This window comes from Antarctobacter sp. (assembly GCF_034670325.1).
In the GTDB taxonomy this organism is placed as follows: Bacteria; Pseudomonadota; Alphaproteobacteria; order Rhodobacterales; family Rhodobacteraceae; genus Antarctobacter.
In genome coordinates this window covers 778,590-798,878 of the sequence record NZ_JAXMNR010000001.1, presented here as the reverse complement: position 1 = coordinate 798,878, position 20,289 = coordinate 778,590, and the positions used below count along the sequence as shown (strand labels likewise).

20 protein-coding genes are annotated in these 20,289 nt (G+C 63.3%); 4 read left to right on the top strand and 16 right to left on the bottom strand.

Annotation, left to right across the window (positions count from 1 at the left end; translation table 11 throughout):
• Positions 1-23 precede the first annotated feature (23 nt).
• The 4 genes from VOI21_RS03865 to pip all read right to left on the bottom strand — a co-directional run bounded on the left by VOI21_RS03865 (position 24) and on the right by pip (position 4,929).
• Positions 24-1,673: an ABC transporter ATP-binding protein gene (locus VOI21_RS03865; protein WP_323767869.1), complete on the bottom strand. Its 1,650-nt coding sequence runs from the start codon at positions 1,671-1,673 to the stop codon at positions 24-26.
• Positions 1,674-1,676: 3 nt separating this feature from the next.
• Complete coding sequence (locus VOI21_RS03860) at positions 1,677-2,879, bottom strand: ABC transporter permease (protein WP_323767867.1); 1,203 nt, start codon at positions 2,877-2,879, stop codon at positions 1,677-1,679.
• Positions 2,876-3,871, bottom strand: coding sequence for an ABC transporter permease (locus tag VOI21_RS03855; RefSeq protein ID WP_323767865.1), 996 nt, complete (start codon positions 3,869-3,871; stop codon positions 2,876-2,878). Before VOI21_RS03855 ends, VOI21_RS03860 begins: the two co-directional genes overlap by 4 nt.
• Positions 3,872-3,951: 80 nt before the next feature.
• Entirely contained in the window at positions 3,952-4,929 is a 978-nt protein-coding gene (gene pip / locus VOI21_RS03850) for a prolyl aminopeptidase (RefSeq protein WP_323767863.1), read from the bottom strand.
• A 47-nt stretch (positions 4,930-4,976) separates the two neighbouring features.
• Here pip and ubiG point away from each other — a divergent pair, with 47 nt between their 5' ends.
• A complete protein-coding gene (ubiG, locus tag VOI21_RS03845; protein WP_323767861.1) occupies positions 4,977-5,714 on the top strand; it encodes a bifunctional 2-polyprenyl-6-hydroxyphenol methylase/3-demethylubiquinol 3-O-methyltransferase UbiG in 738 nt (245 codons plus the stop codon).
• A gap of 148 nt (positions 5,715-5,862) precedes the next feature.
• Here the strand turns inward: ubiG and VOI21_RS03840 are convergent, their stop codons facing one another.
• The 4 genes from VOI21_RS03840 to VOI21_RS03825 are packed head-to-tail and all read right to left on the bottom strand — an operon-like array spanning position 5,863 to position 8,163.
• Positions 5,863-6,294, bottom strand: a complete 432-nt coding sequence (locus tag VOI21_RS03840; protein WP_323767858.1) for a MarR family winged helix-turn-helix transcriptional regulator — start codon at positions 6,292-6,294, stop codon at positions 5,863-5,865.
• Positions 6,291-7,127 (bottom strand): carbon-nitrogen hydrolase family protein, encoded by an 837-nt coding sequence (locus VOI21_RS03835; RefSeq protein WP_323767856.1) that lies wholly within the window; start codon positions 7,125-7,127, stop codon positions 6,291-6,293. The genes VOI21_RS03840 and VOI21_RS03835 overlap by 4 nt, the downstream gene beginning before the upstream one ends.
• Positions 7,127-7,384: a glutaredoxin 3 gene (grxC, locus tag VOI21_RS03830; protein ID WP_323767854.1), complete on the bottom strand. Its 258-nt coding sequence runs from the start codon at positions 7,382-7,384 to the stop codon at positions 7,127-7,129. Before grxC ends, VOI21_RS03835 begins: the two co-directional genes overlap by 1 nt.
• Positions 7,385-7,422: 38 nt before the next feature.
• Positions 7,423-8,163: a ComF family protein gene (locus tag VOI21_RS03825; RefSeq protein ID WP_323767852.1), complete on the bottom strand. Its 741-nt coding sequence runs from the start codon at positions 8,161-8,163 to the stop codon at positions 7,423-7,425.
• Between the two features lie 3 nt (positions 8,164-8,166).
• On the opposite strand from VOI21_RS03825, the gene VOI21_RS03820 reads away from it, so the two are divergent.
• The gene (locus VOI21_RS03820; protein WP_323767851.1) at positions 8,167-8,985 is read left to right on the top strand and encodes a methyltransferase domain-containing protein; all 819 of its coding nucleotides are present in this window, start codon (positions 8,167-8,169) and stop codon (positions 8,983-8,985) included.
• 55 nt (positions 8,986-9,040) lie between these two features.
• Positions 9,041-10,105, top strand: coding sequence for a ferrochelatase (hemH, locus tag VOI21_RS03815; RefSeq protein ID WP_323767850.1), 1,065 nt, complete (start codon positions 9,041-9,043; stop codon positions 10,103-10,105).
• Between the two features lie 113 nt (positions 10,106-10,218).
• On the opposite strand, the gene VOI21_RS03810 is transcribed toward hemH, so the two are convergent.
• Positions 10,219-10,410 (bottom strand): ferrochelatase, encoded by a 192-nt coding sequence (locus VOI21_RS03810; protein ID WP_089276425.1) that lies wholly within the window; start codon positions 10,408-10,410, stop codon positions 10,219-10,221.
• A gap of 148 nt (positions 10,411-10,558) precedes the next feature.
• A complete protein-coding gene (locus VOI21_RS03805) occupies positions 10,559-11,146 on the bottom strand; it encodes a L,D-transpeptidase (RefSeq protein WP_323767849.1) in 588 nt (195 codons plus the stop codon).
• Between the two features lie 166 nt (positions 11,147-11,312).
• Here VOI21_RS03805 and VOI21_RS03800 point away from each other — a divergent pair, with 166 nt between their 5' ends.
• Entirely contained in the window at positions 11,313-11,882 is a 570-nt protein-coding gene (locus tag VOI21_RS03800; protein WP_323767847.1) for a CAP domain-containing protein, read from the top strand.
• Between the two features lie 104 nt (positions 11,883-11,986).
• Here the strand turns inward: VOI21_RS03800 and VOI21_RS03795 are convergent, their stop codons facing one another.
• The 6 genes from VOI21_RS03795 to VOI21_RS03770 form a co-directional block, all read right to left on the bottom strand.
• Complete coding sequence (locus VOI21_RS03795; protein ID WP_323767845.1) at positions 11,987-12,478, bottom strand: L,D-transpeptidase family protein; 492 nt, start codon at positions 12,476-12,478, stop codon at positions 11,987-11,989.
• A 33-nt stretch (positions 12,479-12,511) separates the two neighbouring features.
• Positions 12,512-13,324 carry an ion transporter gene (locus VOI21_RS03790; RefSeq protein WP_323767842.1) on the bottom strand — a complete coding sequence of 271 codons (813 nt, stop codon included), beginning with the start codon at positions 13,322-13,324 and terminating at the stop codon, positions 12,512-12,514.
• Positions 13,325-13,328: 4 nt separating this feature from the next.
• A complete protein-coding gene (locus VOI21_RS03785) occupies positions 13,329-14,558 on the bottom strand; it encodes a class I SAM-dependent RNA methyltransferase (protein WP_323767841.1) in 1,230 nt (409 codons plus the stop codon).
• A 76-nt stretch (positions 14,559-14,634) separates the two neighbouring features.
• Entirely contained in the window at positions 14,635-16,467 is a 1,833-nt protein-coding gene (locus VOI21_RS03780) for an ABC transporter ATP-binding protein (protein ID WP_323767839.1), read from the bottom strand.
• Positions 16,464-18,326 carry an ABC transporter ATP-binding protein gene (locus tag VOI21_RS03775; protein ID WP_323767837.1) on the bottom strand — a complete coding sequence of 621 codons (1,863 nt, stop codon included), beginning with the start codon at positions 18,324-18,326 and terminating at the stop codon, positions 16,464-16,466. Before VOI21_RS03775 ends, VOI21_RS03780 begins: the two co-directional genes overlap by 4 nt.
• A complete protein-coding gene (locus tag VOI21_RS03770; protein WP_323767835.1) occupies positions 18,326-20,170 on the bottom strand; it encodes an ABC transporter ATP-binding protein in 1,845 nt (614 codons plus the stop codon). Before VOI21_RS03770 ends, VOI21_RS03775 begins: the two co-directional genes overlap by 1 nt.
• Positions 20,171-20,289: the final 119 nt, after the last annotated feature.

Genomic DNA, 20,289 nt, shown 5'->3' with positions numbered 1-20,289 from the left:
GTCATCTGTTTATAGCGTCTGTCTTACGACATTTTGCCGACGGCGGCATCGCCGATGTTATCAACTCCGCGTTCCTGAAGCAGATTGGTGAGCCAATCCGGGTCCATCTCGGGGACCGAGGACAACAGAAGATCAGTGTAGGCATGGTGCGGCGGCCGGAACATTTCCTTTTTCGGGCCCTGTTCCACGACTTCGCCGTCTTTCATCACCACCACCTCATCGGCGATGGCGCGCACGGTGGCGAGGTCATGGGTGATGAACATGTAGCTGAGTTTCAGTTCATCCTGCAGGCGGGCCAGCAGCCGCAGAATGCCCTCTGCCACCAGTTGGTCCAGCGCGCTGGTCACCTCATCGCAGATGATGAATTTCGGCTCTGCCGCCAGCGCGCGGGCGATCCCGATGCGCTGTTTCTGCCCGCCCGACAGTTCGCTGGGCAGGCGGTCATAATATTGATCGGCGGGCATTTCGATCTGCTCCAGCAGATCCTCTACCCGCTTGCGTTTGTCGCGGCCTTTCAGGCCCATGTAAAATTCCACCGGGCGACCGATGATCTCTCCGATCGGTTTGCGCGGGTTCAGCGCGGTATCGGCCATCTGGTAGATCATCTGGACCTGCCGCAACTGGTCCTTGGAGCGTTTTCGATAGTCCAGCGGCAATTCCTGCCCGTCGAGTTCGATCCGTCCGATGCGCGGCGGCAACAGCCCGGTGATGCAGCGCGCGGTGGTGGATTTGCCCGACCCCGATTCGCCCACCACGGCGACGGTGCGCCCCTCGTGGATGTCGAAACTGACATCGCTCAGCACATCGACGGTGCCATAGGCCGCCGTGACCCCCATGACAGAGATCACCGGCGTGGCATCGGCGGAAACCGGCGGTTTCAGCGGGCGTTCAAAGGCGCGCACGGCCCAGAGGCTTTTGGTATAGTCCTCTGTCGGCGCGCTCAGCATGGTGCGGGTATCGGCCTCTTCGACCTCATCGCCCTTGAGCAGCACCTTTATGCGGTCGGCCATCTGCGCCACGACCGCAAGGTCATGGGTGATGTAGATCGCGGCGGTGTCGAATTCCTTGACGATCTCGCGGATGCTGGCCAGCACCTCGATCTGGGTGGTGACGTCCAGCGCGGTGGTCGGTTCGTCAAAGATGATCAGGTCGGGGCGGCAGGCCATGGCCATCGCCGTCATCGCGCGCTGCAACTGGCCGCCGGACACCTGATGCGGATAGCGAAAGCCGATCTCATCGGGGTTGGGCAGGCGCAACTTGCGGTACAGTTCCATGCCGTCCTGCTCGGCGTCGTGACGGGAGGACACGCCGTGCTGCACCGGCGCTTCGGCGTGCTGGTCGATCAGTTTGTGCGCGGGGTTGAAACTGGCGGCGGCGGATTGCGCCACGTAGGCGATGCGTTTGCCCAGCAAGCGGCGCTTGACCTCTGCGCTGGCCGAAAGCAGGTCGATGCCGTCGAAATGCACGCTGCCGCCAGAGATGCGCACACCGTCGCGGCAAAAGCCCATGGCGGCAAGGCCGAGGGTCGATTTGCCCGCGCCGGATTCGCCGATCAGGCCCAGCACCTCGCCTTTATTCAGGGTCAGGTCGACGCCGTTGATGATGGGCATCCACGTCTCATCGGACCGCCCCTCGATCCGCACGTCGCGCATGTCCACCAGCAGATCAGACATGGCTCACTCCTTCAGGCCAGAGCTGCGTTGCAGCATCCAGTCCACCACAAAGTTGACCGCCACGGTCAGCAGCGCGATGGCCCCCGCCGCCATCAGCGGCAGCGCGGCGGTCAGCGGCGAGAAGGCGGCGAAGTTGATGAATTGCGCAAGGTCGCGCACCATGGTGCCCCAGTCCGCCAGCGGCGGCTGGATGCCCACGCCGAGGAACGACAGCGCCGCAATGGTCAGGAACACAAAGCAAAAGCGCAGACCGAATTCCGCCAGCAGCGGCGCCATGGCGTTGGGCAGGATCTCGCGGAAGATGAGATAGGTCCGCCCCTCGCCGCGCAGCTTGGCCGCCTCGATATAGTCCATGACGACGATGTTCATGCCCACCGCGCGCGCCAGACGGAAGACGCGGGTGCTGTCGATCACCGCGATGATCAGCACCATGTAGACGGTCAGCAGCCACTTTTCCGACCCGGCCCATGCGCTGGCAATGGTCATCAGCAGCAGCGCAAAGATCAGCGAGGGAATGGCCATCAGCACGTCGACGGAGCGGCTGAGGAACTGGTCGAACCAGCCCTGTACCACCGCCGCCAGAAACCCGAGGCTGCCGCCAAGAAAGAAGGCGATGCAGGTGGTCGCAAAGGCGATGCCAACGGTGTTCTGCGCGCCGTAGATCAAACGGCTCAGCAAATCGCGCCCGATCTGGTCGGTGCCCAGCAGGTGCGCGGGATTGCCGCCCGTGGCGGCGTTGCCGCCGGGCAGCGCGTTGACCTGATCAAAGACCTCGGCCTGACCATATGGCGCGATGGCCCCGGCAAAGATCGCAAGGATCGCGTAGATCAGGATAACCAGCAGCCCAAACGCCGCCGTCAGCGGCATCTGGCGAAAGACCTTTTTCGTCCCGCCGGTGCCGACCATCCGGCCCAGAAACCGGAAAATCCATGCCGCGACAGCAAAGATGGCAAAGCCCTGCACCGCCCAGCGAAAGAACAGCACCCCGGCCACCGGCATACCCTGCGCGCTGACCACCGGCTGAAAGTAGTACCAGACGCCAAAGACCACCACCGCCACGCCCAGAACATAGCCAAAGGCCACCGCCAGCGGCATATCGCGAAAGGCCGGTTTGTTGCCCGTCGCCATCTGGCCGACAAAGCGCATGAGCCATCCGGCGGCCAGCAAAACCGCGAAACCGGCAGCGATCCAGAGCAAGGTCGTCATTTCGGATGCCTCAGGCGCGGGTTGGAGAGGATCGACAGGATGTCCGCCGTCAGGTTCAGCAGGATATAGGCGGCGGCAAAGATCAGGCAGCAGGCCTGCACCACCGGGATATCCCGGATCTTCACGCTATCGACAAAAAGCTGTCCGATGCCCGGATAGACAAAGACCACCTCGACCACCACGACGCCGGTGATCAGATAGGCTAGGTTCAGCGCGATCACGTTGATGATCGGTGCAAGCGCATTGGGCAGCGCGTGATGCACGATCACGCGCATCGGCTTGATCCCTTTCAGGCGCGCCATCTCGATATAGGGGCTGGCCAGCAGGTTGATGATCGCCGCCCGCGTCATCCGCATCATATGCGCGGTCACCACCAGCGTCAGGGTCAGCGCGGGCAGCATGGTCTTTTGCAGACGCTCACCAAAGCCCATGCCTTCATAGATGTTCGACAGCGAGGGCAGGACCGGGTTCAGCACTGCAAGGAACAGGATCAGGATATAGGCGAGAAAGAATTCCGGGCTGGAGATCGAGGTCAGGGTCGAGATATTCGCAACCTTGTCAAAGACCGAGTTGCGGTAGAGCGCGGCCAGAATGCCCAGCATCACCGCAAATGGCACCGCAATCGCCGCCGTCACCCCGGCTAGGAACATGGTGTTGGCAAAGCGCGGCGCAATCTGTTGCGCCACCGTCGTCCGCACACCGGAATCGTCGCCGACAAAACTGGCGAAATTGGCCTGCGCGAAAGAGTTGCCCAGATCACCCCGGATCGCCCCGGACAACCAGTCGAAATACCGGACGATGGGATGCTGATCCAGTCCCAGATCGCGGCGGATCGCCTCGACTGCCTCTGGTGTCGCGCCTTGTCCAAGGATCGCCTCGGCGAAATCGCCGGGCAACATGTTGACTGCCGTGAAAATGACGATTGAGACGATGAACAGCGTCAAAAGTCCCAGCGCAAGGCGCTGAAGGATGATTTTTAAGACCGGATTCAAGATCCCTGCCAGTTTGTTGTTTTCATTACAGTCACGTTAGCGTCTGATTTGCGCGTGTAAACCCCGCGCGTGACCCGCGATCAGTCTCTGGCCAGCGCAAGATCGTCCATCACCCGCACCAGTTCTGCGCTGATCCCCGGCTCTGACAAGGCATGACCGGCGTTGCGGATCATGCGCAGGTCCGCCCCGGGCCATGCCTCGGCCAGTTCCCAGGCGCGGCGCGGCGGGCAGATCATGTCATAGCGCCCCTGAACGATCACCCCCGGCACATCGCGCAGCCGGTCGATGTTGTTCAGAATCCAGCCGTCTTCCTCAAGAAACCCGGCGTTGATGAAATAGTGGTTCTCCAACCGGGCAAAGGCGCGCGCATAGTCCCCCGGCGCCACGCCGCCCTGCCCGTTCGAATAGACAGAGGCCAGCGCGTTTTCCCACGCCGACCATGCCTGCGCAAAGCGGGTCTCTGTCGGCAGATCGCCACTGAACAGGCGTTTGTGATAGGCGCCGATCAGGTCGTCATGTTCCTCTTCGGGCACCATGTCGATGAACCGCGCCCAGGGCTCGGGCCAGAATTGCCCCGCGCCGCCGCCGTAAAACCACGTCAGTTCGGCCTGCGTCATCATGAAGACGCCGCGCAGCACCAGATGCAGAACCGCCTCTGGGTGGGTGATCGCGTAGATCAGCGACAGCGTCGCCCCCCAGCTGCCGCCAAAGATCACCGCCTTGTCCACGTCCAGCATCGCGCGAATCCGTTCGATATCGGCGACCAGATCCCATGTGGTGTTGTTGATGACACTGGCGTGAGGGCGCGACCGGCCGCAGCCACGTTGATCGAACAGCACAACCCGGTAATGGCGCGGATCGAAATAGCGCCGCATCGCCGGACTGCACCCGCCCCCCGGCCCGCCGTGCAGCACGATCACCGGAATCCCATCGGGATTGCCGCACTGTTCGACATAGATCGAGTGGCCGTCCCCCATATCCAGCATGCGTTGATCATAAGGATCGACCGCAGGATAGAGATACTGCACTGCGCGCTTTTGGCCCGGGATTTTGTCCATGCCCTACCTATATTGCCCTCAAAGGCCAAAAGACCATGAGGAAATTCATGACAACCACCGTCGATGCATCCGAGATCGCCAAGTTTGAAGCCATGGCCGCAGAGTGGTGGGATCCGAATGGGAAATTCAAGCCCCTGCACATGCTCAACCCTTGCCGGCTGGATTATATCACCAGCCAGATTGCCGAAGAGTTTGACCGCGACCTGAATACGCCCCGCGCCTTTGACGGGCTGCGCATTCTGGATATCGGCTGCGGTGGCGGGTTGTTGTCCGAACCCATGGCGCGTCTGGGGGCCACGGTGGTGGGCGTCGATGCCGCCGAGCGCAACATTCCCGTGGCGCAGACCCACGCGGCGCAGTCGGGGCTGGAGATCGACTATCGGTTCACCACCGCCGAGGACATGGCAGCGGCGGGTGAGCAGTTCGATGCGGTTCTGAACATGGAGGTGGTCGAACACGTATCCGACCCGCTGGCCTATCTGACCGCCTGCCAGCAGTTGCTCAGGCCCGGCGGGCTGCACATCTGCTCCACCATCAACCGCAATCCCAAAAGCTTTGCCATGGCAATTGTGGGCGCGGAATACGTCATGCGCTGGCTGCCCAAGGGCACGCATGAATGGTCCAAGTTCATCACCCCGGATGAACTGTATGACCTGATGCGTCGCGCCGGGCTGGAACCGGTGGACCGCAAGGGCTTTGTCTTTAACCCGATCACATGGGGGTGGAGCCTGTCTGACCGCGACCTGAGTGTGAACTACGTGACCGCGTCGCTGAAACCCACCTAGGAAAAGGAGGGGCTCCCGCCCCCGTCTCCCTTCGGTCGACACCCCCGGGGATATTTTCAGACAGAAGAAACCGGGTGTCGCGCTTGGGTGTTTCTTCTGTCCTGAAATATCCCGGGGGTGAGGCCGCAGGCCGAGGGGGCAGCGCCCCCTATTCTTCCAGCCGCAGCCGCAACTCGCGCAACACCGGCAGGGCCGCGCGCACGCGGTCTTCTCCCAGATCGCCCATCATCTCATCTATCAGCGGCATGATCGCGTTCAACGCCGCCTCACGCGCCGATTGGCCGGCGGGAGAGATCGACACCAGTTTCTTGCGCGCGTCGTCCCAATCCGGGCGGATGTGGACGTATCCGGAGATTTCCAGTTTCGACAGCGTGTTGGTCATCGCGCCGCGGGTGACATGAAAGGCGCGGGCCAGTTGTGCGGGGGTGCGCTCGCCGCCGCGCGCCAGATGGTTGAGCACCGAGAAATGCGAGATTTCCATGCGATTTGGCAGCACCTTCGTCAGCCGGGCGCGCAGCAGTTGGTCCGCTGTCAAAAGCTCGCTGAACAGCGAGATGGCAAGGGCACTGGCCTCGCTCATGTGTCTGGTCCGGTAAAGGCGCGGTCATGGGTCAGGGCGGGCACCTTGGCCCGTGCCTCGGCCACGGCGCCGAGGTCAAGATCTACGCAGAACACGCCCACGTCCGTCCCTGCGTCCAGCAGCACCTCTCCCCAAGGAGAGATCACCATGCTGTGCCCATATGTCTTGCGCGCGCGGCCCGATTGGGCCGCGTGGGTGCCGGTCTGTGCCGGGGCCAACACGTAGCAGCCCGTTTCTATCGCGCGGGCCTGTAGCAGCGGTTGCCAATGCGCGGGACCGGTGCCGGGCGAAAAGGCCGCCGGGACGGTCAAGACCTGCGCCCCCGCCTGCGCCAGCGCGCGGTAGAGATAGGCAAAGCGGACGTCGTAGCATACGGTCAGGCCCAAGGTGGCCAGCGGCGTCCGGGCCAGAACCGCGCGCTCCCCCGGTGCATAGCCAGAGGATTCGCGGTAGGTTTCCGTCTCTGACACCTGCACGTCGAACATGTGCAACTTGTCATAGCGCGCGGCGATCCCGCCATCGGGTCCGATCAGGAAAGACCGGTTCACAAAGCGCGTCTCTGGCGGGTCGGCCTTGAGCGCCAGCGATCCGGCCAGCAGCCAGAGGTTCAGCTTTGCCGCCGTGGCGCGCAACCCGGCCAGCACCGGGTCATCGCCCTCAGGCCGCAGCACCGCCGTCTGGTGCGCGCGGTTCATCGAGACGCAGTTGCAGACTTCGGGCGTCAGCGCGATCTGCGCGCCGTCATCCTTGGCCCGGTGCAGCATGTCCTGCATCGTGCCAAGGTTCTCTGCCGGATCGTCCGACGAGGTCATCTGGATCAGCGCGGCCCGCATCAGGCCGCCAACAGTGCGTCCAGCTTGCCCTGCCGCTCCAGCGCCGCCAGATCGTCATAGCCGCCGACATGGGTCTGGCCGATGAAGATCTGCGGGACGGTGTGGCGGCCATTGGCGCGTTGCATCATCTCTGGCTTGCGCTTGGGGTCTTCCAGAACGTTGATGGCGGTGTAGTCGACGCCTTTGCTGTCCAGCAGCCGCTTGGCCGCGTGGCAAAAGCCGCAGAGCGGCGAGAAATACATTTCGACCGGTTGCATATCGGTCCTCCGGGTTGTTCGTGCGTTACCGAGAGGACTTAAGCGTCTTTGGCCGCCCGCGCCAGCACGCTGACACAAACCTCTGTTGCACCAGCCGCAAGGCACGCCTCGGACGCCGCTGCAAGTGTCGCGCCGCTGGTCATGACATCATCGACGATCAGCACTGGCCGCCCCCTGATCAGAGGCACACGCCAGTCTGGCACCTGTATCTGGCCCTGAAGCGCGGCAAAGCGTTCCTCACGGCCCTTTCCCTCTAGCGGTTGGGTGGCCCGCACCCGGTGCAGCGCATCGGGGCACCAGTCACAGCCCAGTTCCGCCGCCAGCGCCTGTGTCAGCAAGGCCGCCTGATTGTACCGGCGGCGCAGGTGGCGGTTGACGTGCAGCGGCACCGGCACCGCCAGACTATTGTCGCGCAACAGGCCGCGCGACACCCGCGCCATCCATTTCGCCGCCGGGCGCGCGATGTCATGCCGGTCACCGTGCTTTAGCCCCAGCACCAACCGTCGCCCGCGGTCGCGGTATACCAGCGCTGCCCGCCCCTGCACCCACGGGCGGGCAATGTGCAGGCAATCGTCACAATGTTCCGCATGATCGGATTGACCCGGCAGCGGCACGCCGCAAAGATCGCAGGACAGCCCGGACACAAAAGGCGTATCCCGCCAGCAGGTGCCACAGAGGCCAAAGTCCGATTCGACCAGCCCGCCACAGGCCAGACAGCGCGGCGGGTAGACCATCTGCACCAGCGTTTGCATCCCCGCCGACCACAGCCTATGAGCCATCTTATGCCCACTCCCCCGCGCCTCACCGACCGGCACGCCCTGAATTTGCACCGCGCCCGCGCGCGCGACGACGCGCTGTTTCTGCATGAGACCGCGCGCGACGACGCCGAGGATCGGCTGGAAATGGTTAACAGGGCGTTTACGGACGTGGCGATCGTAACGCCGTTTCCGCAGGTCTGGCGGTCTGCCTTTCCGGAGGCCCGCTTTCTCGCCGACGATGAGGTGCTGGATCTTGAAGAGGCATCTTGTGATCTGGTGATCCACGGGCTGTGCCTGCATTGGGCGGATGATCCGGTGGGCCAGATGATCCAGTGCCGCCGCGCGCTGCGGCCCGACGGGCTGTGCCTTGTGCTGACGCTTGGCGGGCAGACCCTGCACCAGTTGCGCGCCGCGCTGGGGCAGGCGGAAACGGAACTCACCGGCGGTCTGTCGCCGCGCGTGGCCCCGATGGGAGAGATCCGCGATCTGGGCGCGCTGCTGCAACGGGCGGGATTCGCTCTGCCGGTGGCCGATTCCGATCCGCTGACCGCCAGCTATGCCTCGCCGCTGCACCTGATGCGCGAGCTGCGCGCCATGGGCGAAGGCAACGCCCTTGCCGCCCGTCTGCGTCGCCCAACGCGCCGCGCCGTGCTGCTGCGCGCCGCTGAGATTTATGCGCAGGCCTTTGGGTCAGAGGATGGCCGCGTGCCTGCCACGTTCGAGATCATCACGCTGACCGGATGGGCCCCTGATGCCTCGCAGCCGCAGCCATTGCGCCCCGGGTCTGCGGCACAACGCCTGTCCGATGCCTTGGGCACCTCGGAAACGCCCCTGAACGATTGACGTATCTTGGACCAGAGATATGTACAGCAAAACGCCTGACGACAGGACCATAGCCATGCTCGACGCCACAGGAACCGCCACCCGCCCCGATCACGCGCCCAGCGACCACCCCAAACTGCCGGGTGAGCGTGTGGGTGTGCTGCTGGCCAATCTCGGGACGCCAGACGACACCGATTACTGGTCGATGCGCCGGTACCTGAACGAATTCCTGTCGGACCAGCGTGTCATCGACTACCCGCGTTGGAAATGGCAGCCGCTGTTGCAGCTGATCATCCTGACCAAGCGGCCGTTTTCATCGGGCAAAGCCTACAAGTCGATCTGGAACGAAGAGGCGAACGAAAGCCCGCTGTTGACGATCACCAAGGCGCAGACCGCCAAGATCGCCCAGCGTATGGCCGAACGGTATGGCGACAGCGTCAAGGTCGATTACTGCATGCGCTACGGCAACCCCTCGACCAAGTCCAAAGTGCGCGAGATGGTCGCGGCGGGATGCCGAAAGATCCTGTTTTTCCCGCTGTATCCGCAATATGCCGGAGCCACGTCCGCCACCGCGAACGATCAGTTCTTTCGCGCGCTGATGGAGGAAAAATGGCAGCCGACCGCGCGGGTCGTCGATCCGTATTTCAGTCACCCGATGTATATCGAGGCGCTGGCCCAGTCGATCGAACGCGCCTATGCCACAGCCGAAGCGCGGCCCGATATTCTGGTCTGTTCCTACCACGGCGTGCCCAAGCGGTATCTGCTGGAAGGCGACCCGTACCACTGCCAGTGCCAGAAGACGACGCGCCTGCTGCGTGAGCGGCTGGGGTGGGACGAATCGCAGATCGCGACCACCTTCCAGAGTCGATTCGGCCCCGAGGAATGGCTGAAACCCTACACGGTGGAAGAGGTCGCGCGGCTGGCCAAGGAAGACGGCAAAAAGCACATCGCGGTCTGCGCGCCGGCCTTTTCGGCGGACTGCATCGAGACGCTGGAAGAGATCAACGAAGAGATCAAGGAAAGCTTTGAAGAGGCAGGCGGTGAGCGGTTCACCTATATCCCCTGCCTGAACGATGACGCGGCGCATGTCGATGCGCTGAGCCGCGTGATCGAGGAAAACCTTGGCGGCTGGGTCTCCTGACCCGGCCAACCTCACGGTTTCGTTAGCTTAAACGCGCCGGAACATGGCCCCTGAAACGAAAAAAGGCGATGCCGTCGCACCGCCTTTTTCCTATTTTTAGAAACCGTTGACGATTAGTCAGCGGCAGCAGCTGCGATGATCGCGATCAGGAGCAGCGGGATCAGGATACCAGCGGAGGACGATGCCTCTTTGGTTTCTTCCACGATCACGACGGGCTCCATGACAACGTCGTCTTTTGCATAGGAACCGGCAAATGCGGTGGTTGCTGCGCCAGCGAACACGGCTGCGAGAGCGATTTTCTTCATGTTTCTTCTCCAAGTAATCGCCTATCGTGGTCATTATTGAACACACGACAGGCACCCAAGACTTACCTCGTATCTCTGTCTAAGCAGTATTTCAGAGGCTTTGCAATTGCTTCTTGGGGACCCGATTTGGCCGTCGGGGCCCATGTCGTCAAATTAGCAACACCTGTGTTCCGACATAGGCCATTCCGTAAAGTTGTTCGATGTGTTCGTTGTACAGACCGATGCAGCCGTTGGACGACCGGCGCCCGATTTTGCGTGTGTCGTGAGTGCCGTGGATGCGGTAATAGGTCCAGCCAAGGTGCAGTGCGCGTGTGCCCAGCGGGTTGTCCGGACCGGGGCCGACATAGTCCGGCCACTCGGGGTTGCGGATCTTCATCGAGGGGGTCGGACGCCAGTCCGGCTTGGGATCCTTCAGCACGACGCGGGTGCGGCCACGCCGGGTCAGGTCCTCTGTCAGCGGCACCGACGAGGGGTACAGGAAATAGCTGCCATCCTCGCGCCAGTAGTGCAAAGCCCGCGACGAGATGTCGACAAGGATCGCGCCCTTGTTGAGGTTGCTGAAATAGTCCTGCCATGCCAGCGTGCGGAAGCTGGAGATGTTGCGGCGCACGACGTTTGTCACGTCACGCTCAATCTCTGTGCTGCCTTCCTGTGCAAGGACAGGGGTGCCGATCAACGCCGCGCCGCCCGCCAGGAACGCGCGTCGATCAAAGGGTCTTCCTGCCGAATTTGTCATGCTGCAATGTCCTCGGGGATGATTTTGCTGTTGCGACATAATATGGCCTGAATGCCGCAGTCGCAATTCAAACGCTTGTCAACAGGCCTTCTCACGCCGATGTGGGTTTGATTGGCAACGCGTTCCTAGGTAAGGCAGGGGAAACGAAGAAATCAAGAGCAGCCAGATGAACCGACGCGCCTTCCTTGCCATGTCTTCCGCTGCCGCCATGGCCGCTTGTACCACGACACCCATTGATTCTGAGCCTCGCATGGGTCCGGACGGCAAACCGTTGCCGCAGGTTTACCGGATTTCCTCTGGCCAGACCGGGCGGATTCAGTACCGGATGCTTGATTCGGTCAACGCTCTGCGCAAATCCGCAGGTGTCCCCGAACTGGAACTGGACTCCAAGCTGACCGCCGCCGCCGCCACCCACGCGCGTGACATGTCGGTGCAGAACCGGCCTTGGCTGTTCGGGTCCGACGGATCGTCGCCAATCGACCGGATGAACCGTGTCGGCTATACCGGGCGCTACATCGGCGAGGCGATCTCGGAAAGCTATGAGACCGAGCTTGAAACGCTGGCCGCATGGATGGAGCGCGAGGACACGCGCCGCATTATCCTTGATGGGTCGGCACGTGATCTGGGCTTTTCCTGGTTCCAGGAACCCAACGGCAAGATCTGGTGGGATATGGTGCTGGGCGAACCCGGCAAGGCAGGTCCCGTCCTGAGCCAGACGCCGCCTGCGGCAAGCTGACATTCCCCACTGCCGGCCCGACAGCCGACACTTGGCATGACCGGATCGGCACATGACCGGATCGGAGCGGGGCGGGGGTGGACCCCACCGCCCGCCGTCACCCTCTACGGATTGATCGTGATCGGGGTGCCGTTCTTTACCATCGAATAAACCTCACGGATTTCCCGGTTGGTCACAGCGATACAGCCCGCCGTCCAGTCGCGCCCGCCTTTGCGGTACTCGCGCGGGCGTCCGTGAATAAAGATGTCACCGCCCGGGCTCTTGCCCAGTTCCCGCGCCTCTGCCCGGTCCGTGTTGTTTGGGTAGGACACGCCAATCGACAGGTAGAACTGGCTGTTCGGGTTGCGGCGGTCGATGATGTAGCTGCCTTCAGGCGTCTTGCCGTCGCCCTCGATCTTTTTGTCGCCATTGGGCGCAAAGCCCAGACCCACATCATAGCTTTTCAATACGCCCTGACTGCTGAGCAAGTGCATGCGGCGTTCGCTTTTGTTGACGACGACATGAGTCACCGCCGGCCCCCTGTAGGTCGGAAACTTGCCGCAAGCCGCGGCGGATAGTCCAAGTGTCACCAGCAGGAGAACCCTGAGAATCGTCATTTTACTGCCCCGTTCGTTTTCCGGGATTCTACCTCAATCGGGGCGCTTTGCGTAGCTCACGTTTTCGCCATCGCGCGCCTGTTCGCCCAGACGCCGTTCTATCGCCTCCAGCCGGGCCAGAACCTCATCCCGGTACAGATCGGTGCGTTCGTTGTCTTCTTCGTGGTGGGCATCCTGCATCGAATTCACGATCAGGCCGACCAGTAGGTTCACCACGGCAAAGGTCGTGACCATGATGAAGGGCACGAAAAAGATCCAAGCGTAGGGGTAGACCTCCATCACCGGGCGGACAATCCCCATCGACCACGATTCCAGCGTCATGATCTGGAACAGCGAATAGGCTGACATCCCAAGGTTGCCAAACCAGTCGGGAAAGCTGTCGCCGAACAGTTTGGTCGCCATGACGCTGCCGATGTAAAAGATGATCGCCATCAGCAGGAAAACGCTGCCCATGCCCGGAAGCGCGGTGATGAACCCCTCGACCACGCGCCGTAGCCGAGGCGCGACAGAGATCACGCGCAGCACCCGCAGGATACGCAGCGACCGCAGGACAGACAGCCCGCCCGCCCCCGGCACCAGCGCGATGCCGACGATGACAAAGTCAAACACGCTCCACCCGCTGCGGAAGAACCGCGCGCCACGCGCGACCAGCTTGGCGGCAATCTCGACGATGAAGATGCCAAGGCACAGCTTATCCAGCGCCGTGATGAAACCGCCAAAACGACTCATCAGGCTTTCGGATGTTTCCATCCCCAGCACGACGGCGTTCAGGATGATGACGGCGATGATGGCGTTCTGGACGCGGGGCGCGTCGACGATGGCCCCGACGCGGGCGCGGAAATCCATGGGGTCACTTCTCCAGATGCAATGCGGCGACGGTTTCCACATGGGTGGACCAGCGGAACTGGTCAACCACCTGTACCCAGTCAAGGCGATAGCCCGCCGCCTGCAAGCGCGCGGCATCGCGCGCAAAGGTGACGGGGTTGCAGGACACAAAGGCAATGCGCGGCACCCGCGCGCGGGCCAGTTCCGCTACCTGCGCCTCTGCCCCGGCGCGCGGCGGGTCAATGACGATGCCGTCAAAGCGGGTCAGCTCATCCGGCAGCAGAGGGTTGCGGAACAGGTCGCGCACCGCATGGGTCACATGGCGCAAGCCCTGCGCCTGCCGCCAGCCCTGATCCAGTGCGCGGGTCATGGGTTTGTCGCCTTCGACGGCATGAACGCGCGCCTTTTCCGCCAGTGGCAGGGCAAAGGTGCCGCACCCGGCAAACAGGTCGGCGATATGGCTGGCCCCGTCCAACGCCTCTTGCACCGCCGCCAACAGCGCCGCCTGCCCGGTTTCCGTCGCCTGAAGGAACGCGCCCGGTGGCGGCACGACCAGCGCCGCGCCAAACCGCTGGTGCGGCGGCAAAAAGGTCAGCACATCGTCGTCCCATGCCAACCGCGCCAACCCTTCGGCCTGCGCAATGATCGCCAGTTCAGACCGCAGGGCATCGTCAATCGGCTTACCCCCGGTCACCGCGACATCAAGGCCCGACAGGCTTTCCGTCACCAGAACCGACAGTTCACCCTTGCGCGAGGCCCCGGCGACGGCCAGCCGCTCGACCATGGGCAGAGCAGCGGCCAGCGCGGGCGTGACAAGCTGGCAATCCGGCACCGCCACCACCACGTCCGAGGCTTTCTGGTGGAACCCGACCAGCGCGCCTTTCTTGGTCCGCCGGGCAGAAAAGCCGGCCCGGCGGCGCGAGTGCGCAGGAGAGGTGAAGGCCGCGCGCATCGGCGCCGACAGATCCTGAGCCTCCAGCGCGCGGCGCACCACATCCTCTTTCCACGCCGTCACAAACCCGTCCGAGGCGTGCTGCAACTGGCATCCGCCGCAGGATTTCGCATGGCGACAGGGCGGCGACACCCGGTCGGTCGACGGTGTCACTATCTTCGGCGTGCGCATCACGCCGCCCGAAACCGCGCCCTCGACCACCTCACCCGGCAAGGCCCCCGGCACATAGACCGGCCCCGGCGCGATCCCGTCGCCCCGGTGGCCCAGCCGTTCGATCGTCACCTGTTGCGTGCCGTCGGACATGCGCGCACCCCCTGCTGCTTCTTCTTGGCAAAAATACTCAATAACCGCCGCCTGCGGCAGGCACCAGCGCTGCGGTCTATTCCGCCGCCTCAGAGCCGATGAATCCGCCCGACTGACGCTCCCAGTAGCGCGCGTAAAGCCCGCCTTTCGCCAGCAGAGCCTCGTGAGAGCCTTCTTCGACGATCCTGCCCTGATCCATGACCACGATCCGGTCCATCTGGGCGATGGTGGACAGGCGGTGCGCGATGGCCAGCACGGTCTTGCCCATCATGACCTGTTCCAGCGCCCCTTGGATCTCTGCCTCAACCTCGGAATCCAGCGCGCTTGTCGCCTCGTCCAGCACCAGAACCGGTGCCTCGCGCACAATCGCACGGGCCAGCGCTATGCGCTGACGTTGACCGCCGGACAATTTCACGCCGCGTTCGCCCAGTCGCGCGGCATAGCCGGTGTTGCCCCTATGATCCTTCAGACCAAGAATGAACTCATGCGCAGAGGCGCGGCGCGCGGCCTCGAACACCTCTTCGTCGCTGGCCTCGGGCCGCCCGTAGCGGATGTTTTCCAGCGCCGAGCGGTTGAACATCGCGGTTTCCTGCCGGACCACGGCGATCTGGCGGCGCAGCGCGTGTTGGGTCAGATCCCGGATGTCTGTGCCGCCCATCAGGATGCGCCCCGATTCGACATCGTACAGACGCAACAGCAGGGAAACGGCGGTGGATTTGCCCGCGCCGGAGGCCCCGACAAGCGCCACCTTTTCCCCCGGTGCGATGGTCAGGTCGAACCCAGACAAGGCGCGCGATTCACCGCCATAAGCAAAGCCGACCTTGTCAAAGCGGATCTCCCCGGCCTGCGCCTGCCCCACGGCCTCCGCGCGGTCGACAATTTCATGCGCCGGGGTCAGCGTGCCGATGCCGTCCTCCATCTCTCCGATGTTGGTAAAAATCGACATCGCAACGCGGCCAAGCCGGTTGGTCAACATCGACAGGCGGGTGGTGATCATGGCGGTGACGGCGATGTCCCCGGCGCTCGCCGTGCCCTGACTGAATAGATACAGCGCGCCAAGGATCGACACCACGGGCAGGATGCCCCCCAGCGTCATCAGCACCATACGGAAGATCGCCGACAGATCGCCGAAATCCAGCGCGCGGGCGCGGTAACTCTCCAGCGCGGCGCGGGTGGCGGCGTCTTCGTCCTCATCCCGTGCGAACAGTTTGACCGTCGAGATGTTGGAAAAGGTGTCGACGATCTGCCCGGTGACGACCGTGCGCGACCCGGCGCGGGCCTTGGACAGCTTTTGCACGCGCGGAATGAAATAGCGCAGCGCCAGTGCATAGAGCACCGCCCAGATCACAAAGACGCCCAGCAGGCGCGCGTCGATCGCACCCAACAGCACGAAGGCCCCGGCAAACATCGCCAGCGCGTAGACCACCACATCGGTTGTCTCCAGCACCAGATCCGTCAGCGACCGCGCGACCTGTAGCGCCTTTTGGCTGAGCCGCCCGGCAAAATCGTTCTCAAAGAACCGCATGGAATGGCCCATGACGTGACGGTTCAGCCGTTGCAGCACCATCGGGAACAGGTTCGGCCCCAACATGACGCCGGACACGCCCGCATCAAAGACGAACAAAACCGGGCGGATCAGCAGGAAGAACACCAGTCCAAAGACGATCAACCCCCAGTATGGCCCCCAAAAAGCCCCCTGCCCCGTGACCTCTGCCCCGTCGATCACCCAGCCGGTAAAGCGCGCGGCGACCAGTTCAGACACACCCGTCAGGGCGGTGATCAGCACGGCCAGCAGGATCGGGCGTTCCGCGCCTTTCAACGCCCAGCGCGTGAAGGCCCATAGGGTTTGCGGAGGCGCGCCATCGGCAGGCTGGAACGGGTCGATCTGCGGCAGGAAACGGCGGATCATTCGGCGGCCTCCGCCGCGTCTTCGCCAAGGAACCCGCCCGACTGACGGTCCCAGAACCGCGCATAAAGCCCGCCCAGCGCCAGCAAGTCGTCATGTGTGCCTTGTTCGGCGATGCGGCCCTGATCCAGCACGATGATCCGGTCCATGCTGGAAATGGTCGACAGGCGGTGCGCGATGGCCAGCACGGTCTTGCCCTCCATCACGCGGGACAGGGCATCCTGAATGTTGGCCTCTACCTCTGAGTCCAGCGCGCTGGTTGCCTCATCCAGCACCAGTATCGGCGCGTCCTTGAGGATCGCGCGGGCAAGGGCGATGCGCTGGCGCTGGCCGCCCGACAGTTTCACCCCGCGTTCGCCCAGATAGGCCTCATACCCCGTGCGGCCGCGAAAATCGCCCAACTCCAGGATGAACTCATGTGCCTCGGCCCGTTTGGCGGCCTCGATCACCTCATCCTCTGTCGCGTCGGGTTTGCCGTAGCGGATGTTGTCCAGCGCCGAGCGGTTGAACATCGCGGTTTCCTGCGTGACCATGCCGATGGCCTTGCGCAGGCTGGCCTGTGTGACGGTCGATACATCGGTGCCGTCGATGCGCACCTGCCCGCTTTCGGTGTCGTAGAGCCGTAGCAACAGCGACACCAGCGTCGACTTGCCCGCACCGGAGGCCCCGACGATGGCCAGCTTTTCCCCCGGTTTCACGGTCAGCGACAGGTCGGCCACGCCGCCGGTGCGCCCGCCATAGGCAAATTCAACCGCGTCAAAGACAATCTCTCCCTCTGGGACGGTCAGGTCCACGGCACCGGACTGATCGGTCAGGGCGTGCGGAACGCTGAGGGTGGACATGCCGTCCTCGACCTCACCGATGTGGCCGTAGATCACCATCAGGGTAAAGCTGATCCAGCCGGTCATCTGCGCCAGCCGAATGGTGACCGCGCCGACGGCGGCGATGTCACCGGGGGACACGCCCGCGCTGCGCATGGCGATGGCGGTGCCGACCATGATCACCGGCAGCAGCCCGGCAATAAAGATCAGCCCAAGGCGAAAGGCGGTGGTCGCCTCACCAAAGTGCAACGCCTTGCCGCGCAGGGATTCCATTGCGCCCAGCGCGCGGCGGTCCTCATGGCTGTCCCCGGCGAACAGTTTGACTGTTTTGATGTTGGAAATCGTGTCGACAACCTGCCCGGTGACCATGGCCTGCGCCTCTGCCCGCGCGGCGGAGCGCGCGCGGATCTGCGGCAGCATCAGCCGCAAGAACCCCAGATACAGCGCGAACCACCCCGCCAGCAGCACCAGCATCAGCGGATGGATCGCCCCCAGCAGGACGGCGGTGCCGATCACCGTGGCAAGGCCGAAGGTGACGGCGTTCACCGTCTCGATCACAATTTCGGTCAGTGAGCGCGCCGCCTGCACCTTTTTCTGCGCAATCCGGCCCGCGTAATCGTCATCGAAAAACGTCACCGACTGGCCGATGGTCCAGCGGTACAGCCGCGCCAGCACCAGCTTGAAGATATTTGGCCCGATCATCACCGATTGCGTCAGCGCCAGTCCGCCAAACAGCAGCGGTCGCGCGACCAGCAGCAGGGTTACGGCCAGCAGCACGAGACCACCGTGATCGGTTAGAAACCCCTGATTAACCGGGCCGCCCACGGCATCGACCACCCGGCCAAGCAGGTACATCGACAGCACCTCTGTCACCCCGGCAGCGACAGAGATCGCCACCCCCAACCCGATGATCAACCAGCCGCCGCGCAGGGCCCACAGGACAAACGGCCAGAGCCGGTCGGGCGGCATCCCGTCGGCCTGACGTTCCGGGTCCATCAGGTTCCCGGCGCGGTGGATAAAGGTTTCGTACAGGGTCCGCATCACTCCGCCGCCTGCGTGTCAGGATCCAGAAAGCCGCCGGATTGGCGCGCCCAGAAACTGGCATATAGGCCGCCCTGCGCCAAAAGCGCGTCATGGCTGCCCTGTTCGACGATCCGGCCTTCATCCATGACCAGAATGCGGTCCATCTGGGCGATGGTGGACAGGCGGTGGGCAATGGCGATCACCGTCTTACCCTGCATCATCCCGTAGAGCGTGTCCTGAATCGCCGCCTCGACCTCTGAATCCAGCGCGCTGGTTGCCTCATCCAGCAGCAGGATCGGCGCGTTCTTGAGGATCACACGGGCCAGCGTCACCCGCTGGCGTTGACCACCGGACAGTTTCACACCCCGTTCGCCCACATGGGCGTCATAGCCGGTGCGCCCCTGTGGGTCCGCAAGGGTCAGGATGAAATCATGCGCCTGCGCCTGTTTGGCGGCGTCGATCATCTCTGCCTCTGTCGCATCGGGACGGCCATACAGGACGTTGTCGCGCACCGAGCGGTGCAACAGCGCCGAATCCTGCTGCACCATGCCGATGTTCAGCCGCAGACTGTCCTGCGAGACCTGCGATATGTTCTGCCCGTCAATCAGGATGCGCCCCTGTTCCACGTCGTAAAACCGCAACAGCAGTTTCACCAAGGTCGACTTGCCCGCCCCGGACCGGCCCACAAGGCCCAGCTTTTCGCCCGGCGCGATGGTCAGCGATATGTTGTCGAGACCCCCGGACCCGCGCCCGTAGTGGTGCGTCAGACCCTCCAGACGGATCTCTCCGGCCTTCATCGCCAGTGGTTTGGCATTCGGCGCGTCCAGCAGGGTGATCGGCTGGGCAATCGTCTCCATCCCCTCGGCCACGACGCCAAGCTGGCGGAAAAACGTCGTCAGCGCCCACATGATCCAGCCGGTCATCGCGTTCAGCCGCAGGGTCAGCGCCGTTGCCGCCGCCACCGCCCCGGTCGAGGCCGCGCCCTGCATCCAGAGCGCGATGGCCCAACCGACGACACCGACGATCAGCACACCGTTCAGGAACACCAGCACCACGTCCATCAGGGTATAAAGCCGCATCTCGATCTGAAAGGTCTGGCGCGTGTCCTCGATCGCCTCTTTGGCGTAGTCCAGTTCCTGCGAGTGGTGGGCGAACATCTTGACCGAGTGGATGTTGGTATAGCTGTCCACCACGCGGCCCGTGACCTTGCTGCGCGCGTCAGAGGCCGCCTTGGACGCGGGGCCAACACGGGTCACGACCCAGCGCATCAACACCGCGTAAAGCGCGAACCAGACCACCAGCGGGATCATCAGCCGCGGGTCGGCATCGCCCAGCAGCACAAGCGCGCCGATCAGGTAGGCCAGCGAAAAGGTGATTGCGTCAAAGACCTGAAACACTGCCTCACCGGCGGCGGGAGGAGTCTGCATGATCCGGTTGGCAATCCGCCCGGCAAAGTCGTTCTCGAACCAGCCGACCGACTGCCGCAGCACATGGGCGTGGGCGCGCCAGCGGATCAGCGTACCAAAATTGGGCATCACCCCATTGTTGAGCAACAGCACATCCAGCGCCTGCAACAACGGACGCAGAAACAGGATGAACAAACCCAGCCCGATCAGCGCGGTGCCGTGGGCTTGCCAGACCTGCGTCGGGTCGCCGGACAGGATGTCGACCACCCAGCCCATCATCCAGAGCAGCCAGATTTCCACCGCCGCCACGACAACCGAGGTCATAGCCGTCCAGACAAAAATGCCCCGGAACGGCCGGGCGTAGTCCATCAGGAACGGCAACAACCGCTGCGGCGGGACATCCTGTTGCGGGTAAGGCGCATAGGGATCGACGAGATTTTCAAAGAAACGGAACATACCGGGGCGCTCCTTGGAGCCAATAGACAATGATTAAGGTAAAACGGGTCTGGCCAAAGCCTGCCCGCGCGTGCAGGTCGGCTCAGCCGAAGCTGATATAAATCCTGTCACGCACCATC

Bases quoted from the DNA above. Each gene is read 5' to 3' on its own strand.
- VOI21_RS03770 (WP_323767835.1), bottom strand. From the start codon at position 20,170: ATGTTCCGTTTCTTTGAAAATCTCGTCGATCCCTATGCGCCTTACCCG.
- VOI21_RS03790 (WP_323767842.1), bottom strand. From the start codon at position 13,324: ATGGATTTCCGCGCCCGCGTCGGGGCCATCGTCGACGCGCCCCGCGTC.
- VOI21_RS03800 (WP_323767847.1), top strand. From the start codon at position 11,313: ATGAACCGACGCGCCTTCCTTGCCATGTCTTCCGCTGCCGCCATGGCC.
- VOI21_RS03865 (WP_323767869.1), bottom strand. From the start codon at position 1,673: ATGTCTGATCTGCTGGTGGACATGCGCGACGTGCGGATCGAGGGGCGG.
- VOI21_RS03825 (WP_323767852.1), bottom strand. From the start codon at position 8,163: ATGGCTCATAGGCTGTGGTCGGCGGGGATGCAAACGCTGGTGCAGATG.
- VOI21_RS03805 (WP_323767849.1), bottom strand. From the start codon at position 11,146: ATGACAAATTCGGCAGGAAGACCCTTTGATCGACGCGCGTTCCTGGCG.
- VOI21_RS03820 (WP_323767851.1), top strand. From the start codon at position 8,167: ATGCCCACTCCCCCGCGCCTCACCGACCGGCACGCCCTGAATTTGCAC.
- VOI21_RS03810 (WP_089276425.1), bottom strand. From the start codon at position 10,410: ATGAAGAAAATCGCTCTCGCAGCCGTGTTCGCTGGCGCAGCAACCACC.
- VOI21_RS03860 (WP_323767867.1), bottom strand. From the start codon at position 2,879: ATGACGACCTTGCTCTGGATCGCTGCCGGTTTCGCGGTTTTGCTGGCC.
- hemH (WP_323767850.1), top strand. From the start codon at position 9,041: ATGCTCGACGCCACAGGAACCGCCACCCGCCCCGATCACGCGCCCAGC.
- VOI21_RS03840 (WP_323767858.1), bottom strand. From the start codon at position 6,294: ATGAGCGAGGCCAGTGCCCTTGCCATCTCGCTGTTCAGCGAGCTTTTG.
- VOI21_RS03780 (WP_323767839.1), bottom strand. From the start codon at position 16,467: ATGATCCGCCGTTTCCTGCCGCAGATCGACCCGTTCCAGCCTGCCGAT.
- ubiG (WP_323767861.1), top strand. From the start codon at position 4,977: ATGACAACCACCGTCGATGCATCCGAGATCGCCAAGTTTGAAGCCATG.
- VOI21_RS03795 (WP_323767845.1), bottom strand. From the start codon at position 12,478: ATGACGATTCTCAGGGTTCTCCTGCTGGTGACACTTGGACTATCCGCC.
- grxC (WP_323767854.1), bottom strand. From the start codon at position 7,384: ATGCAACCGGTCGAAATGTATTTCTCGCCGCTCTGCGGCTTTTGCCAC.
- VOI21_RS03785 (WP_323767841.1), bottom strand. From the start codon at position 14,558: ATGTCCGACGGCACGCAACAGGTGACGATCGAACGGCTGGGCCACCGG.
- pip (WP_323767863.1), bottom strand. From the start codon at position 4,929: ATGGACAAAATCCCGGGCCAAAAGCGCGCAGTGCAGTATCTCTATCCT.
- VOI21_RS03835 (WP_323767856.1), bottom strand. From the start codon at position 7,127: ATGCGGGCCGCGCTGATCCAGATGACCTCGTCGGACGATCCGGCAGAG.
- VOI21_RS03775 (WP_323767837.1), bottom strand. From the start codon at position 18,326: ATGCGGACCCTGTACGAAACCTTTATCCACCGCGCCGGGAACCTGATG.